Here is a 16,270-nt window from a genome sequence, read left to right on the forward strand (position 1 = left end):
GACCAAGGATCCGGATATGTCTCTCGCCCTTCGCCCGCGCGCTGCACTGCTGGCCGTCGCTCTCAGCACCGCCCTGGGCACGCTCGCGCCCACCCATGCGCTCGCCGCCAAGCCGGCGGCACCGGCCAAGGTCGATATCCCGTACGAGCAGTTCACCCTGCCCAACGGCCTGCGCGTGATCGTGCATACCGATCGCAAGGCGCCGATCGTTGCGGTCAACGTCTGGTACCACGTGGGCAGCAAGGACGAGCCGGCTGGCCGTACCGGCTTTGCGCACCTGTTCGAACACCTGATGTTCCAGGGCAGCGAAAACCACGATGGCGAGTTCTTCGAGCCGTTCAAGCAGGTGGGTGCCACCAACCAGAACGGCACCACCAACACCGACCGCACCAATTACTTCGAGAACGTGCCGACCACCGCGCTGGACATGGCTCTGTGGATGGAATCGGACCGCATGGGCCATCTGGTCGGTGCGATCGACCAGGCCGCGCTGGACGAGCAGCGTGGCGTGGTGCAGAACGAGAAGCGCCAGGGCGAGAACCAGCCCTACGGCCAGGCCTGGGACCAGCTCAACAAGGCGCTGTACCCGGTGGGCCACCCGTACCACCACGGCGTGATCGGGTCGATGAACGATCTGAACGCGGCGTCGCTGGATGACGTGAAGACCTGGTTCCGCACCTGGTACGGCCCGAACAATGCGGTGCTGGTGCTGGCCGGCGACATCGACCTGGCCACCGCCAAGGAAAAGGTCGCCAGGTACTTCGGCAGCATCCCGGCCGGCCCGACCATGGCGCAGCCGGCGGTGAACGTGGCCAAGCGTAGTGCCGACACGCGCGAGACGATGACCGACAAGGTGCCGCAGGCGCGCATCTACCGCGCCTGGAACGTGCCGCAGGTCGGCACCACCGAGGTCGATCAGCTGCAGTTGTTCGCGCAGGTGCTCGGCGGTGCGAAGTCTTCGCGCCTGAGCCAGCGCCTGCAGCACCAGGACAAGCTGGTGGACAGCATCGCGTCGGGCCTGTCGACCTCGCAGTTGGGCTCGAACTTCGTGATCATGGCGACGGTCAAGCAGGGCCAGGACCCGGCCAAGGTCGAGAAGATCATCGACGAGGAACTGGACCGGCTGATCAAGCAGGGCCCGACCGCGGCCGAACTGGAGCGTGCCAAGACCGGTGCCCGCGCAGGCTTCATCCGCGGCATCGAGCGCATCGGTGGCTTCGGCGGCAAGGCCGACGCCCTTGCAGAATGTGCGGTGTTCACCGGCGACCCGGGCTGCTTCCGTACCTCGCTGGCCAACATCGAGAAGGCCAGTGCTGCTGATCTGAGCCGGCTGGGCGCGCAGTGGCTGGACAAGGGCAGTCACACCCTGGTGATCGCACCGGGTGAGCGCGTGGCGCTGAAGGAAGACCCGAGCCAGGCGCCGAAGCCGTTCACCGTGCCGGCGGTGGACCCCAAGTACAGCACCCTGCCCGAGCAGGTCGACCGCAAGGCCGGCGTGCCGCAGACCCGCGAGTTCCCGCAGCTGAAGTTCCCGGCGCTGCAGCGTGCCACGCTGAAGAACGGCACCCAAGTGATCCTGGCCGAGCGCCACGAGATTCCGGTGGTGCAGTTCAGCTACCAGTTCCCGGGCGGCTTCAGTGCCGACCAGGGCCGCAAGCCGGGCACCGCCAACTTCACCATGAGCCTGATGACCGAAGGCGCCGGCAAGCTGGGCTCGCTGGCCTTCGCCGACGCCGCGGATGCGCTGGGCGCCAGCCTGGATGCTTCGGCCGGCCTGGATTCGATGAGCGTGGACCTGTCGGCACTGAAGGAAAACCTGGCACCGTCGCTGGCGCTGTACCGCGACCTGCTGCGCGAACCGCGCTTCGAGCAGGGCGAGATCGACCGGGTCAAGGCGAGCTGGATCGCTGGCATCCAGCAGGAGAAGGTGAACCCGGGTGCGGTGGCGATGCGCGTGCTGCCCCCGCTGCTGTATGGCAAGGGCCACCCGTATGCCATTCCGTTTACCGGTAGCGGTGACGAGGCGGCGATCAACGGCCTGACCCGCGAGGACCTGGTCGACTTCCACCACGACTGGCTGCGCCCGCAGAACGGCACCCTGATCGTGGTCGGCGACACCACCCTGGCCGAGATCGTGCCGCTGCTGGACAAGCAGCTGGGCGACTGGAAGGCCAGTGGCGAGGCCCCGCAGGTGAAGGCGGCCACCGACGTTGCGCTGCCGGAGGGCCCGCGCGTGTTCCTGATCGACCAGCCGGGCGCGGTACAGGCCAACCTGTTCGCCGGCCAGGTGGTGGCACCTTCCAGCGCCACCAGTTCGACCCGCTTCGACATCGCCAACGGCGTGATCGGCGGCGACTTCACCTCGCGCCTGAACATGAACCTGCGCGAGGACAAGCACTGGTCGTACGGTGCGCGCAGCAGCGCGGTCAATTCGGTGGGCCAGCGCCCGTGGATGGCCAGCGCGCCGGTGCAGATCGACAAGACCGGCCCGGCATTGGCGGAAATGCGCAAGGAAATCGCCGCGTTCGCCGATGGCAGCAAGCCGGCCACCGCTGCCGAGGTCAACCGCATCCGCAACATCCAGACCCTGAGCCTGCCCGGTGCCTACGAGACCGCCAGTGCGGTGGCGTCGACCATCGGTTCGATCGTGCAGTTCAAGCGCCCGGACGACTACGTGCTGCGGCGCAAGGCCGAGATCGAAGCGATGACCCCGGCGCAGGTGCAGCAGGCCGCCGCCGAGATCAAGCCGCAGGCCCTGACCTGGGTGGTGGTGGGTGACCTCAAGCAGACCGAAGCGGCCGTGCGCGCGCTGAACCTGGGCGAGGTGACGGTGATCGACGCCGAAGGCAACCCGGTCAAGAAATAAGGCAAGACCCGGCCCGCCATGTGGCGGGCCGGCTCCCCCCGGGTAGTGCCGGCCGCTGGCCGGCAACTCCGTGACCCGAAGGCGGGGTCAGAGCCCCCTGCGGGGGATCCGACCCCTCTGCCGATCTGGGGTCGGATCCCCCGCAGGGGGCTCTGACCCCGGCCCCGGCTACCCCCGATTCAGGCTGTTCAGGCAGAATCCCCCCATACCCTTCCAGGATCTGCCCATGCGCGTTCTGCTGCTTTCCTCCCTGCTGCTCACCGTCACCGCCTGTACCTGGGTGCCGATCGAACCGGCCGGCAAGGCAACCCGCGTGCTGCCGGCAGGGCCGGTTCCGGCCGGCTGCATCGCCAAGGGCGAGGTGGTGGTCACCGTGAAGAGCAAGGTCGGCTTCTACAACCGCAACCCGCTGCGGGTGCAGGAAGAGCTGGAAACCCTGGCCCGCAACGAGGCCCCGAGCGCCGGCGCCAATGCCGTCCAGGCCGCTGCGGCCCCCGCCGATGGCAGCCAGCGCTTCGCCGCGTTCCAGTGCCCGCCGCGCTGAACGCTTCACCATACGGCCGAGGCTGAATTCGTAAAGATGCGGTGAAAGCGCGGGGGTTATAGAATAGCGCCCCCTTTTGCCTGAGCCTTGGCGCTAACCTCGATGCTCTTCAAGAATGTCTCGATCGCCGGCCTGGCACACGTCGACGCACCGCATACGCTGACGACCAAGGAAATCAACGAACGCCTGCAGCCGACGTTGGATCGCCTGGGTATCCGCACCGATGTGCTCGGCGACATCGCCGGCATCCACGCCCGCCGCCTGTGGGACAACGGCGTGCTGGCGTCGGACGCCGCCACCATGGCCGGCCGCAAGGCACTGGAAGACGCGGGCATCACCGCGACCCAGGTCGGCCTGCTGGTCAACACCTCGGTCAGCCGCGACTACCTGGAGCCGTCCACGGCCTCGATCGTGTCGGGCAACCTCGGTGTCAGCGACGAATGCATGACCTTCGACGTCGCCAACGCCTGCCTGGCCTTCATCAACGGCATGGACATCGCGGCGCGCATGATCGAGCGCGGTGATATCGACTACGCGCTGGTGGTGGACGGCGAGACTGCCAATCTGGTGTACGAGAAGACCCTGGAGCGCATGACCGCCCCGGACGTCACCGCCGATGACTTCCGCAACGAGCTGGCCGCGCTGACCACCGGGTCGGGCGCCGCCGCGATGGTGATGGCGCGCGCGGAGCTGGTGCCGGACGCGCCGCGCTACAAGGGCGGCGTGACCCGCTCGGCCACCGAGTGGAACCAGCTGTGCCTGGGCAACCTGGACCGCATGGTCACCGACACCCGCCTGTTGCTGATCGAAGGCATCAAGCTGGCGCAGAAGACCTTCAGCGCCGCCAAGATCGCACTCGGCTGGGCCGTGGAAGAGCTCGACCAGTTCGTGATCCACCAGGTCAGCCAGCCGCACACCGCCGCGTTCATCAAGAACTTCGGCATCGACCCGAAGAAGGTCATGACCATCTTCGGCGAGCACGGCAACATCGGCCCGGCCTCGGTGCCGATCGTGCTGAGCAAGCTCAAGCAGCTGGGCAAGCTGAAGAAGGGCGATCGCATCGCGCTTCTGGGTATTGGCTCGGGCCTGAACTGCTCGATGGCTGAAGTGGTCTGGTAAGCAGCCCGTTGCCCGACCTCCTGTAGAGCCGAGCCATGCTCGGCTCACGCGCGCAGCGCGGCTCTTCCGCAGCGGACCGGAGAGCAGCCGAGCAACGGCTCGGCTCTACATTGCGCCGCGACTCTCCTTAGGTGCTCCGCATGCGCGATCTTCCCGGTTACCCCGCCCACCCGCAGCGCTTCGAGGTCCGCCCCGGCCTGTCGATGAACTATCTCGACGAGGGCCCGCGCGATGGCGAGGTGGTGGTGATGGTGCACGGCAACCCGTCGTGGAGCTATTACTGGCGCACGCTGGTGGCCGGCCTGTCGGACACCTACCGCTGCATCGTGCCGGACCACATCGGCATGGGCCTGTCGGACAAGCCGGACGACAGCCGCTATGAGTACACGCTGCAGTCGCGCGTGGACGATCTTGATGCGCTGCTGAAGCACCTGGGCATCACCGGCCCGGTGACCCTGGCCGTGCACGACTGGGGCGGCATGATCGGGTTCGGCTGGGCGCTGTCGCACCACGAGCAGGTGAAGCGCCTGGTGGTGCTCAACACCGCTGCCTTCCCGATGCCGGCGGCAAAGAAGATGCCGTGGCAGATCGCACTGGGTCGCCACTGGAAGATCGGCGAGTGGATCATCCGCACCTTCAACGCGTTCTCGTCCGGTGCCTCTTGGCTTGGGGTGGAGCGCAGGATGCCGGCCGATGTGCGCCGCGCCTACGTGTCGCCGTACAACAGCTGGGCCAACCGCATCAGCACCATCCGCTTCATGCAGGACATCCCGCTGTCGCCGGCCGACAAGGCCTGGTCGCTGCTGGAACGCGCCGGCAAGGCGCTGCCGTCGTTCGCCGACCGTCCCGCCTTCCTCGGCTGGGGCCTGCGCGACTTCGTGTTCGACCATCATTTCCTGAAGGGCTTCCAGGCCGCGCTGCCGCAGGCCCAGGTGCATGCCTTCGAGGACGCCGGCCACTATGTGCTGGAAGACAAGCACGAAGTGCTGGTACCGGAGATCCGCGCGTTCCTGGACGCCAACCCGATCTGAGCGGTGTGCCGACCAACGGTCGGCACCCACAAGTGGAAGGTATGGGTGGGTGCCGACCGTTGGTCGGCACACCGGATTATGCGGCGACCGGTGCCTGCGGCGGCGAGGACGGGCTGTTGCCGTTGTCGTCCGGATGATCGTCGTCATTGTCGGCGTCATCGCGCCAACGCCAGTCGGCCGGCGTCAGCGGATCCAGGCCATAGGCAATGCGCGCCTTGTCGCACTGCGGGCTGGCCTTGCCGTATTCCCACGATGCATCCACCTCACGGCACACGCTGGGCCGGTTGGGGTGGATCGTGCAGCGTGAATACACGCCGATCTGCGCATCCAGCGCGACGCAGCGCACCGGCTTGGAATGGGTGCCGCGCATGCACAGGCGATGCGGGTCCAGCACCTCGGTAAGCTGGTGCGGCACGCCGCCGGGGGTGACCTCGTCCGATTCCATCCAGTGGAAGGCCACGCGGTACTGGGTGCAGCAGGCGCCGCAGGTCATGCAGGGATGTTGCATGGGCAAGCCGCCTCGGGCGGCAGTCGGAATCGGGAACGAGGGTGCGGATTTTCCACGAAGTGGGCCGCCGCGCAAGAAATTCCGTAAGCGGCGACAATGAACGGATGAACCGACCCTGCAACATTGCGGCCCGTTTGCCTGAACTGGCGCGTGAACGCCCCGACCAGATCGCCATCCGCTGCCCGGGCCGCCGCGGCGCCGGCAACGGCATGGCCGCCTACGATGTCACCCTCGATTACCGTCAGCTGGACGCCCGCAGTGATGCCATGGCCGCCGGCCTGGCCGGCTACGGGATCGGCCGTGGCGTGCGCACGGTGGTGATGGTGCGGCCTTCTCCGGAGTTCTTCCTGCTGATGTTCGCGCTGTTCAAGCTGGGCGCAGTGCCGGTGCTGGTCGATCCGGGCATCGACCGGCGCGCGCTGAAGCAGTGCCTGGACGAGGCGCAGCCGCAGGCCTTCATCGGCATTCCGCTGGCGCATGTGGCGCGGCTGGTGCTGCGCTGGGCGCCGTCGGCCACCCGGCTGGTGACGGTCGGCCGCCGCCTCGGCTGGGGCGGTACCAGCCTGGCCGCGCTGGAACGTGCCGGTGCCAAGGGGGGGGCCATGCTGGCCGATACCGATGGCGAGGACATGGCGGCGATCCTGTTCACCAGCGGCTCCACCGGCGTGCCCAAGGGCGTGGTCTACCGCCACCGCCACTTCGTCGGCCAGATCCAGCTGCTGGGCAGTGCCTTCGGCATGGAAGCGGGTGGGGTGGACCTGCCGACCTTCCCACCGTTCGCGCTGTTCGACCCGGCGTTGGGCCTGACTTCGGTGATCCCGGACATGGACCCGACGCGGCCGGCGCAGGCCGACCCGGGACGCCTGCACGATGCCATCCAGCGCTTCGGCGTAACCCAGCTGTTCGGCTCGCCAGCGCTGATGCGGGTGCTGGCCCGGCACGGGCGGCCACTGCCGACGGTGACCCGGGTGACCTCGGCCGGGGCACCGGTGCCGCCGGACGTGGTCGCCACCATCCGCAGCCTGCTGCCGGCCGATGCGCAGTTCTGGACTCCCTATGGCGCCACCGAGTGCCTGCCGGTGGCGGTGGTCGAAGGCCGCGAACTGGAGCGCACCCGCGCGGCGACCGAGGCCGGTGCCGGCACCTGCGTGGGCAACGTGGTGGCCCCCAACGAGGTGCGCATCATCGCCATCGACGACGCACCGTTGGCCGACTGGTCGCAGGCACGTGTGCTGGCCACCGGCGAGGTGGGCGAGATCACCGTGGCCGGGCCGACCGCCACCGACAGTTACTTCAACCGCCCGCAGGCCACCGCCGCCGCGAAAATCCGCGAGACGCTGGCCGATGGCAGCACCCGCGTGGTGCATCGCATGGGTGACGTTGGTTATTTCGATGTGCAGGGCCGCCTGTGGTTCTGCGGGCGCAAGACGCAGCGCGTGGAAACCGCGCGCGGGCCGCTGTACACCGAGCAGGTCGAGCCGATGTTCAACACCGTGGCCGGCGTGGCGCGCACTGCGCTGGTTGGCGTGGGTGCCGCTGGTGCGCAGGTGCCGGTGCTGTGCGTGGAACTGCAGCGTGGCCGGTCCGACAGCCCGGCACTGCAGGAAGCGCTGCGTGCCAAGGCCGCCGCATGCCTGGCCGGAGCCGGGCTGGAGCACTTCCTGGTACACCCTTCGTTCCCCGTCGATATCCGTCATAACGCCAAGATCGGCCGCGAGAAGCTCGCCGTCTGGGCCAGCGCCGAACTGGAGAAGCGCGCATGAAGATCCTGGTCACCGGTGGCGGTGGTTTCCTTGGGCAGGCGCTGTGCCGCGGGCTGGTCGAGCGTGGCCACCAGGTGCTGGCGTTCAACCGCAGTCATTACCCGGAACTGCAAGCGATGGGCGTGGGCCAGATCCGCGGTGATCTGGCCGATGCGCAGGCGGTGCTGCATGCGGTGGCCGGCGTCGATGCGGTGTTCCACAACGGCGCCAAGGCCGGCGCATGGGGCAGCTATGACAGCTACCACCAGGCCAACGTGGTCGGCACCGACAACGTCCTCGCGGCCTGCCGCGCGCATGGCATCAACCGGCTGGTCTACACCTCCACGCCCAGCGTGACCCATCGTGCCACGCACCCGGTGGAAGGCCTCGGGGCTGACGAGGTGCCGTACGGCGAAGATTTCCAGGCGCCGTATGCGGCTACCAAGGCAATCGCCGAACAGCGCGTGCTGGCCGCCAACGATGCAGCGTTGGCGACGGTGGCGCTGCGTCCGCGCCTGATCTGGGGCCCCGGTGACCAGCAGCTGGTGCCGAGGCTGGCCGAGCGTGCGCGGCAGGGACGCCTGCGCCTGGTCGGCGATGGCAACAACAAGGTCGATACCACCTACATCGACAACGCCGCGCTGGCGCACTTCCTCGCCTTCGAGGCACTGGCGCCGGGCGCTGCGTGTGCGGGCAAGGCCTACTTCATCTCCAATGGCGAGCCGTTGCCGATGCGCGAGCTGGTCAACAAGCTGTTGGCTGCGGTGGGTGCGCCATCCGTGGACAAGGCGATCAGCTTCAAGACCGCGTACCGTGTTGGCGCCATCTGCGAGCGGCTGTGGCCGCTGCTGCGCCTGCGTGGCGAGCCGCCGCTGACCCGCTTCCTGGCCGAGCAGTTGTGCACGCCGCACTGGTACAGCATGGAACCGGCACGCCGTGACTTCGGCTACGTGCCGCAGGTCAGCATCGAAGAGGGGCTGCGCAGGCTGAAGGCTTCATCTGCTGCATAGATCGCCGTCACTGGTTGCACACCGCAGGATCGGGAGGATGGACCCACGCCATCCAAGGCTCGACCACCCGCGAGGAGCGCCATGCTGCACTACGCCATCATCTTCTTTGTCATCGCCATCATCGCCGCTGTTCTGGGTTTCTCCGGAATCGCCGGCGCCGCAACCAACATCGCCTGGATCCTGTTCGTGGTGTTCCTGATCCTTGCTGTGATCTCGATGTTCCGCAAGCGCGGCTAGCCGGTAGTGCCGGCCGCTGGCCGGCATCGCTTTCCGCAGAGTCGAGCTATGCTCGACTCTGCGGGCGATCACGACGTTACACAGCGCTCTGCAGCCCGCGATCGGCCTCATGGCGCTCCAGCGCCAGCTCGATCAGGCGGGTGATCAGCGTGGTGTAGTCCACGCCGCTGGCACCCCACAGCTTCGGGTACATGCTGATGCGGGTGAAGCCCGGCAGCGTGTTGACCTCGTTGATGATGATGTCGCCGCCCGCAGTGAGGAACACATCCACGCGCGCCATGCCGGCACACTCCAGCGCCTGGTAGGCCCGCAGCGCGATCTGCTGGATGCGTGCCTGTGTTGCAGCATCGATATCCGCGGGTACCACCACTTCGGCACCATCGGCGTTGATGTACTTGGTGTCGTAGGCGTAGAACTCGTCGTGCACCACCACCTCGCCGCACAGGCTGGCCTGCGGATGTTCGTTGCCCAGCACCGCGCACTCGATCTCGCGGCCGATCACCGCCGATTCCACCAGCACCTTGTGGTCGTAGCGCAGCGCCAATGCCAGCGCTTCGGCAAAGCCCGCCGCATCCTTGACCTTGCTCACGCCTACCGACGAGCCTTGGTTGGCCGGCTTCACGAACAGCGGCAGGCCAAGCTGGGCAATCACCGCATCGACATCCACCTCCGCCACCTGGTGGCGGCGGATGCACAGCCACGGCGCCACCTGCAGCCCGGCGTCGCGCAGCAGGCGCTTGGTCACGTCCTTGTCCATCGCCACTGCCGAGCCCAGTACCGGCGAACCGACGAAGGGCAGGTTGGCCATGCGCAGCAGGCCCTGCAGCGCACCGTCCTCGCCCAGAGGCCCGTGCACGATCGGCAGCACCACATCGATCTGGCCCAGCACGCTGGCCGCATCGGAGGGCTGCAGCTGTGCCTGCTCGGCACCGGGAAGGACCGCCAGCGACTGGCCGGAGCGATGCAGCGCGATGCGTGCCGGATCATCGGCATTGAGCAGGAAGGTCGCAGGCTCGCTCAGATGCCACTGGCCCTGCTTGTCGATGCCGACCAGCACCGGCTCGAAGCGCTCGCGATCAAGCGCATCGAGGATGTTCTTCGCCGACTGCAGTGAAACTTCGTGCTCGGAAGACTTGCCCCCGAAGATGATGCCGACCCGGGTCCGTGCCATGGGGAATGCGATGTCCTGTGCGTTGCGTGGCCGTATAGCATGAACCTTCATCGGCCCACCGCGTGAGGCACAGATGAACCAGAAATCCATCCACGCATGGCGTGGATCTACCGTCCTCATGGCCCATCAACAGGGGTCGGAGCCCGTTGCGCAACAACGGGATCCGACCCCACGGACGACAGGAAACTGTCGAAGGCGGGATGGGTCCGGTTGCGGGGGTGTCCGCGGCATGGATGCCGCGGCCAAGCCCCCACGGACGGTTTTACGGCGTCCCCCGCAACCGGACCCATCCCGCCATCCCACGGATAGCCAGCTTTTGATGTTGATCTTGCCGGCCAGCGGCCGGCACTACTGCGGGTGCCGGGCGGCAGCCCGGCCCAAGCCCCCCACCCACGCAGGTAGAATGCGCCCATGGCTCTTTCCCTGCTCAAGTCCCTCAAGCCGGTCGCTGGCCGCGCCCTGCAGATCGCCCTGAACCGCGCGCTGGCGCTGGATCCGGATACCCGCCATGCCCTGGCCAGCCTCGATGGCCGGCACATCGACCTGACCCTGGAAGCGCCGTCGCTGGCGATGCGCATCAGCGTCGACGGCGACCAGCTGCGGGTCGGCCCGGTGGATGCGCAGGAAGCCGACCTGGCCGTGCGCAGCAGCCTGGCCGGCGTGCTGGCGCAGCTGCCGCTGCTGGCCAACGCACGGCGCGGCGAGTCCAACAACAAGGGCCGTGTACGCGTGGCCGGTGACGCCGAACTGGCGCGGCGCCTGCAGCAGCTGGCCAAGGGCTTCGACCCGGACTGGCAGCAGCCGTTCGTCAGCGTATTCGGCGAGGTACTGGGCGTGCAGGTCGCCAACACCCTGCGCAGCGCCCTGCAGCACGCGCGCCAGGGGGCGATCGACCTGGCCCACAGCGCCGCCGAATTCATCACCGAGGAATCGCGCGACGTGGTGCCGCGCGCCGAACTGGATGCCTTCCATGATGATGTGGACGTGCTGCGCGATGACGTCGAGCGTCTTGGCGCGCGCGTGCAGCGCCTGCGGGGTGCCGCATGAAGGCCGTGCTGCGGGCGAGCCGCATCGGCCGGGTGATCCTGCGTTACCGCCTTGACGACCTGCTGCAGGGCACGCCGGCCGAGCGTTGGCTGCGCCTGGCCAAGCCGTTCGTGCCGCGTGCCTCGGCCGACATCGCCGCACAGTCGCGCGGTGCGCGCCTGCGCCTGGCGCTGCAGGATCTCGGCCCGATCTTCGTCAAGTTCGGCCAGATCCTCTCCACACGCCGCGACCTGGTGCCGCCGGATGTGGCCAATGAGCTGACCCTGCTGCAGGACCGGGTCAAGCCGTTCGACGGTGACACTGCGCGCCGCATTGTCGAGGAAGCGCTTGGCCTGCCGGTCAGCGAGGCGTTCGCCAGCTTCGATACCGAACCACTGGCCTCGGCTTCGATCGCGCAGGTGCATGCGGCCACGCTGGCCGATGGCCGCCAGGTGGTGGTCAAGGTGCTGCGCCCGGGCATCGAGAAGCAGATCGACGCTGATATCGCCCTGCTCAACTCGCTGGCCGCGCTGGTCGAGCGTACCCATCCGCGTGCCGACAAGATCCGACCGCGCGAAGTGGTGGCCGAAGTCGAGAACACCCTCGCCGCCGAGCTGGACCTGCAGCGCGAAGGCGCCAATGCCAGCGTGCTGCGCCGCTTCTGGGAGAACAGCGACGACCTGTACGTGCCGGAAGTGATCTGGAGCCATACCGCCGAGCGCGCGCTGACCCTGGAGCGCGTGTGGGGCATTCCGTCCGACGACGTCGCCGCGCTCGACAAGGCGGGCATCGACCGCAAGGCACTGGCCGCCAAGGGCGTGCGGGTCTTCTACACCCAGGTGTTCCGCGACAACTTCTTCCATGCCGATGCGCACGCCGGCAACATCTGGGTCGACACCGATCCGGGCCGCCGCGCCAACCCGCGATTCATCGCGCTGGACTTCGGCATCATGGGCCAGCTGTCGCAGGAGGATCAGTACTACCTGGCTGAGAACTTCATGGCCATCTTCAACCGCGATTACCGCCGCATCGCCGAACTGCACGTGCAGGCGCGGTGGATGCCCGATCACGTACGCATCGATGATCTGGAAGCGGCCGTGCGTTCGGTGTGCGAGCCGTACTTCACCCGCCCGCTGTCGCAGATCTCGCTGGCCGAAGTGCTGATGAAGCTGTTCCGCGTGGCGCAGCGCTACCAGCTGACCCTGCAGCCGCAGCTGATCTTGCTGCAGAAGACCCTGCTGAACATCGAAGGTGTTGGCCGCCAGCTGGATCCGCAGATCGATATCTGGGCGGTGGCCAAGCCGGTGCTGGCGAAGATCCTGCGCGAGCGCTACAGCCCACGCCGGGTGGTGCGCGAGATCGGCAAGCGGTTGCCGGAAATCATGACCCACGCGCCGGACATGCCGCGCCTGGTACACGCTTGGCTGACCCAGCAGGTGGAGGGGCGCCACGAGCTGGCGATGCGCTCGCGCGATCTGGTTGCGCTGGATGCCAGCGTGCAGCGCCTGCAGAAGCGCGCGGTCGGCGCGATCACCGGCGTCGGCCTGCTGGCCATCGCCGCGCTGATGTACGTGCTGCAGCCACCGGGCTGGTACTGGGGCGACCTGCCGATGTGGAGCTGGGTGTCTGGTGCCGTCGGCGCGGCGGCGCTGGCGCGCGCGTGGTGGCGCTGATCCCCGTTGATCCACAGTCGGCGGCGTCGCGCGCCGCCGACCGGCCACGGCTCTACCAGTGATAGCCCAGGCCCAGGTGCGACTGCACGCTCTGGAAGCGGTCCAGGCGCGTCCTGTGCCAGGTCTTGCCGATGCCCATGTCCAACACCAGATGCTCGCCCAGCGGCTGGCTGCGGCGCAGGAAGGCACGTCGTGCATCGTGTTCGCGCAGCAGCAGCGGATCGGCATCGGCGGTGTAGCCGGAAGTACCGCTGCCCAGCCACAGCTGGGTCGACCCACGGCCCTGCGCATCCTTCAGGCGCAGTGACAACGTGGTGCCATGGCCGTCGGGCCCATTGGACTGGCGATGCCGCTCGTGGCGCAGTGAGGCGGTCACGCGCGGGAAGTAATGCGCTGCGCCCACCGACCAGCCGCTCACGTATGCACCGGCATGGTACTGGGCGTACTTGCCGCCTACGCTCAGCACGGTCTGCGGTGCCACGTGCCACTGCAGGTCCTGGTTGACCTGGCGGTTGACGAATACCGGGTCATCGTTGGAGGCAGTGAAGGCAGTGCGGGTCGAGACGCGAGGACTCCAGCGCTGGTGCAGCGAACCCTGCACGCGATTGCCGCCGAAGCGCTTGCTGCCGTAGTCGCGTTCGCCATGGGCCAGGCCAAGATGCCAACGGCTGTCACCGCTGCGGCCGGCCACGTCCACGGTCTGTACGTCACGCTTGCCGAAGCCGTCGGTGTAGTCGGCATGGTCCAGTTGCACCGAGAGCCGGTCGATGCCGGCGTGGGCGCTGGACACAGCCAGCAGCAGGGCACACGGCAGTGCGCCACGGATGATCAATCGCATGGGGTTACTCCAGGGGTTGGGAATGCAGCGACTGCAGCAGCCGGTAGCGACCGGGCGGCAGGTTTCGTTCCACGGTGATGCGCGGTCCGAACTGGCTGCCCGGCGCGACGATGCGACCGGGCAGGATGATCACGCCGACACCCAGCGCGGCGCCCTCACCGATCCAGGCGCCGAGCTTGTCGCGCTGGCTGTCGATGACGGTATTGCCGATGTGGACGGCGACCGTCGCACCATCCAGGCGATGGTTGCTGGTGCGTACCAGCGCGCCCAGGTAGGCACGGGCGTCGACGCGGCTGTCGGCGATGAAACATTGCGGGCCGATGCAGGCGCCGTCGCCGATCAGTGCGTTCTTCAGTTCACCTGCAAAGCCGATGCGCACGCCGTCACCGATACGCAATGGGCCGCGCAGCAGCGCATTGTTGCCGATCAGGCAGTCGCGGCCGATCGATACCGGCCCCTGCAGCTGGGCGCCGTCGCAGATGCGGCTGCCGGCGCCGATCCTCACCTTGCCCTGCACCATCGCGCGCGGCGAAACCTGTGCAGTGGAATCGACGTGCGGTGGCAGCGTCGAAAGCGCGGCGGCCATCGCGGCCAGGTCATTCCACCACATGCGGATACCTGGTCGGTTTGTCGCGCAGCGGTTCGCGTCCGGTGAACAGCCCGGCCACGCCGTGCGTCAACCAGATCGCGTAGGCGAGCAGCACGTACAACATCGAGAACGCGGCGGCGGGTACCAGCCACGCCCGGCGGTGATGGATCGCACTGATCACCGCCAGCAACATGACGATGCCAATCCAGAACAGCGGCATCACCGACAGGGCGAGGCCACCAGGCCCATGCAGCAGGGCCGCACCGAACCAGACCTGTAGGGTCAGCACGATGCCGGCCAGCGCGAGCAGCATCATCGGCAGGATGCTGAACAGGCCGAATCGGGTCAGCAGCAGGCCGCGATGCAGGCGCATGCACACCGCATAGCCGACGATCCAGCGCCGCCAGCGCCGCCATTCCTCCACCAGCGTGTTGCATTCCTGCGGGTAAACCACGCAGCGCACGCTCTGGCGGACGCGGTACCCCTGCGCGACCAGCGACCAGGACATGTCCAGGTCTTCCACGCGGGTGCGGTCGGAGAAGCCGACCTTGCGCAGCACCGAGGTACGGAACAGGCCACACGAACCGGAGACAATGAAGGGGGCGCCGCCCAGCCACTGCTGGAAGCTGCGCTTGATGACGATCATCGGCAGCTTCAGGCTGGCGCGCACATGCGGCAGGAAGCCGGCACCCTGCAGGCTGGACGACGGCACGCCACCGACCGCATCGGCACCGCGCTCGATCTCGTCCAGCAGGTGGCCCAGGCCGTGGCCGCGCGGATCGATATGGGTGTCGGCGTCGGTCAGGAACACCTGCTCGGCGGTGGCGTGCTGCAGGCCATGCATCAGCGCGCCGCCCTTGCCGGTGTTGGACTGATGCACCGCCACCAGGCGCCCGGGCCAGTGCGCCTGCAGCGCATCGAGCACCTGCGCGGTGTTGTCGGTGGAACCATCGTTCACGCAGATCACCCGCGCCACGTAGGGGTTCTGCAGCAGGCTGGTCAACGAGCGCTCCAGGCAGGGGGCTTCGTTGTAGGCCGGCACGATCGCATCGATGCTGTACAGGCGCGTGCTGGGGCGGCGCAAGGCCTGCACACACACACGCACCAGGATGAAGGCACACATGGCCAGGAACAGCAGCGTTTTCATCACAGCACCAGCCGGTAGGGCACGAAGCCTTCACTGGGGCCGATGCCGATCTGCTGGCCGCGGAACTGCGCATGGCAGCGCAGGTGATCCTCCTGCATGTAGTGGCGATCGCCCTGGCTGGCATGCTCGCGCAAGGCATGGATCTTCAGGTCCAGCTGTGCGCTGATGTCCTCGAATACCTGCGGTGCGAACTGTGGCAACGTGCTGGGGCTCTCGTAGCAGAGGATCTGCGGGATGCTGCGGCAGGCGATGATCGACGCTTCGTGGACGGTGCGATGGTCCTGGTGATGGTCTTCGCCGCACATCGTGTAGACGCGATGCGGTGCGATCTGCGCGCAGGCCTGCTCGAGCGCCGCGACGATGTCGTTGCGGCAGGCAGGAAAGCGGGTATCCGGGAAGTCCCGCTGGATCACCTCGGCCACACCCAAGCGCCGCAACGCGCGGTGCGATTCGTCGCCGCGGTCGATGCCGGCATGGCAGCCACGGCCCCCACGGCTGAGCACCAGCGCATGGATGCGTGCACCGGCGCGGGCCAGTTTGGCCAGGCTGCCGCCGCAACCGAGTTCGATGTCGTCGGGGTGGGCGCCGATTGCCAGAATGTCGAGAACCATGGCCGTGTCCTTGCGGAAACCAAGAGGGCAGCGGGCGGGTGCACCGTCCCGCGTGAAGAAGGCGGGAACTATCGCAACGTGAGCGCGGCGCGGGGCTAGGAGGAGTACGAAATGTGGCCGGACGGGCCACAATGCTCACCCTTGCTGCGGCAATTGAA

General features: G+C 67.7%; 15 protein-coding genes. 9 read left to right on the forward strand and 6 right to left on the reverse strand.

Going from position 1 to position 16,270, the window contains the following annotated elements:
- Positions 1–16: 16 nt before the first annotated feature.
- The 4 genes from PEM_RS19335 to PEM_RS19350 all read left to right on the forward strand — a co-directional run bounded on the left by PEM_RS19335 (position 17) and on the right by PEM_RS19350 (position 5,560).
- Positions 17–2,866 (forward strand): pitrilysin family protein, encoded by a 2,850-nt coding sequence (locus PEM_RS19335; protein WP_111127451.1) that lies wholly within the window; start codon positions 17–19, stop codon positions 2,864–2,866.
- A 226-nt stretch (positions 2,867–3,092) separates the two neighbouring features.
- Positions 3,093–3,410, forward strand: a complete 318-nt coding sequence (locus PEM_RS19340; protein ID WP_005407628.1) for a DUF4156 domain-containing protein — start codon at positions 3,093–3,095, stop codon at positions 3,408–3,410.
- Positions 3,411–3,512: 102 nt separating this feature from the next.
- Positions 3,513–4,529, forward strand: a complete 1,017-nt coding sequence (locus PEM_RS19345) for a 3-oxoacyl-ACP synthase III (protein WP_005420782.1) — start codon at positions 3,513–3,515, stop codon at positions 4,527–4,529.
- 140 nt (positions 4,530–4,669) lie between these two features.
- A complete protein-coding gene (locus PEM_RS19350; RefSeq protein ID WP_111127447.1) occupies positions 4,670–5,560 on the forward strand; it encodes an alpha/beta fold hydrolase in 891 nt (296 codons plus the stop codon).
- 76 nt (positions 5,561–5,636) lie between these two features.
- On the opposite strand, the gene PEM_RS19355 is transcribed toward PEM_RS19350, so the two are convergent.
- Complete coding sequence (locus PEM_RS19355; protein WP_005407630.1) at positions 5,637–6,068, reverse strand: YkgJ family cysteine cluster protein; 432 nt, start codon at positions 6,066–6,068, stop codon at positions 5,637–5,639.
- A 104-nt stretch (positions 6,069–6,172) separates the two neighbouring features.
- Between PEM_RS19355 and oleC the strand changes: the two genes are divergently transcribed.
- From oleC to PEM_RS19370, 3 genes are all read left to right on the forward strand, one after another.
- The gene (oleC, locus tag PEM_RS19360) at positions 6,173–7,831 is read left to right on the forward strand and encodes an olefin beta-lactone synthetase (RefSeq protein WP_005420778.1); all 1,659 of its coding nucleotides are present in this window, start codon (positions 6,173–6,175) and stop codon (positions 7,829–7,831) included.
- Positions 7,828–8,820, forward strand: coding sequence for a 2-alkyl-3-oxoalkanoate reductase (oleD, locus tag PEM_RS19365; RefSeq protein WP_069138107.1), 993 nt, complete (start codon positions 7,828–7,830; stop codon positions 8,818–8,820). Before oleC ends, oleD begins: the two co-directional genes overlap by 4 nt.
- Before the next feature lie 81 nt (positions 8,821–8,901).
- A complete protein-coding gene (locus PEM_RS19370; protein WP_005407633.1) occupies positions 8,902–9,057 on the forward strand; it encodes a DUF1328 domain-containing protein in 156 nt (51 codons plus the stop codon).
- 76 nt (positions 9,058–9,133) lie between these two features.
- Here PEM_RS19370 and ddlA read toward each other — a convergent pair whose 3' ends face one another.
- Complete coding sequence (gene ddlA, locus PEM_RS19375) at positions 9,134–10,228, reverse strand: D-alanine--D-alanine ligase (protein WP_111127440.1); 1,095 nt, start codon at positions 10,226–10,228, stop codon at positions 9,134–9,136.
- Positions 10,229–10,639: 411 nt separating this feature from the next.
- Here ddlA and PEM_RS19380 point away from each other — a divergent pair, with 411 nt between their 5' ends.
- Together PEM_RS19380 and ubiB are read left to right on the forward strand one after the other, a co-directional pair.
- Positions 10,640–11,275, forward strand: coding sequence for an SCP2 sterol-binding domain-containing protein (locus tag PEM_RS19380; RefSeq protein WP_005420772.1), 636 nt, complete (start codon positions 10,640–10,642; stop codon positions 11,273–11,275).
- Entirely contained in the window at positions 11,272–12,927 is a 1,656-nt protein-coding gene (ubiB, locus tag PEM_RS19385) for a ubiquinone biosynthesis regulatory protein kinase UbiB (protein ID WP_111127436.1), read from the forward strand. The genes PEM_RS19380 and ubiB overlap by 4 nt, the downstream gene beginning before the upstream one ends.
- A gap of 52 nt (positions 12,928–12,979) precedes the next feature.
- On the opposite strand, the gene PEM_RS19390 is transcribed toward ubiB, so the two are convergent.
- The 4 genes from PEM_RS19390 to PEM_RS19405 are packed head-to-tail and all read right to left on the reverse strand — an operon-like array spanning position 12,980 to position 16,112.
- Positions 12,980–13,765: a YaiO family outer membrane beta-barrel protein gene (locus PEM_RS19390; protein WP_111127433.1), complete on the reverse strand. Its 786-nt coding sequence runs from the start codon at positions 13,763–13,765 to the stop codon at positions 12,980–12,982.
- 4 nt (positions 13,766–13,769) lie between these two features.
- Positions 13,770–14,375, reverse strand: coding sequence for an acetyltransferase (locus PEM_RS19395; RefSeq protein WP_069138105.1), 606 nt, complete (start codon positions 14,373–14,375; stop codon positions 13,770–13,772).
- Positions 14,362–15,501 (reverse strand): glycosyltransferase family 2 protein, encoded by a 1,140-nt coding sequence (locus PEM_RS19400; RefSeq protein WP_119706159.1) that lies wholly within the window; start codon positions 15,499–15,501, stop codon positions 14,362–14,364. The genes PEM_RS19395 and PEM_RS19400 overlap by 14 nt, the downstream gene beginning before the upstream one ends.
- The gene (locus PEM_RS19405; RefSeq protein ID WP_053500821.1) at positions 15,501–16,112 is read right to left on the reverse strand and encodes a PIG-L deacetylase family protein; all 612 of its coding nucleotides are present in this window, start codon (positions 16,110–16,112) and stop codon (positions 15,501–15,503) included. The genes PEM_RS19400 and PEM_RS19405 overlap by 1 nt, the downstream gene beginning before the upstream one ends.
- Between the last annotated feature and the right edge of the window lie 158 nt (positions 16,113–16,270).

Origin of the sequence: Stenotrophomonas sp. Pemsol (genome assembly GCF_003586545.1) — a bacterium.
GTDB classification, from domain to species: Bacteria; Pseudomonadota; Gammaproteobacteria; order Xanthomonadales; family Xanthomonadaceae; genus Stenotrophomonas; species Stenotrophomonas sepilia.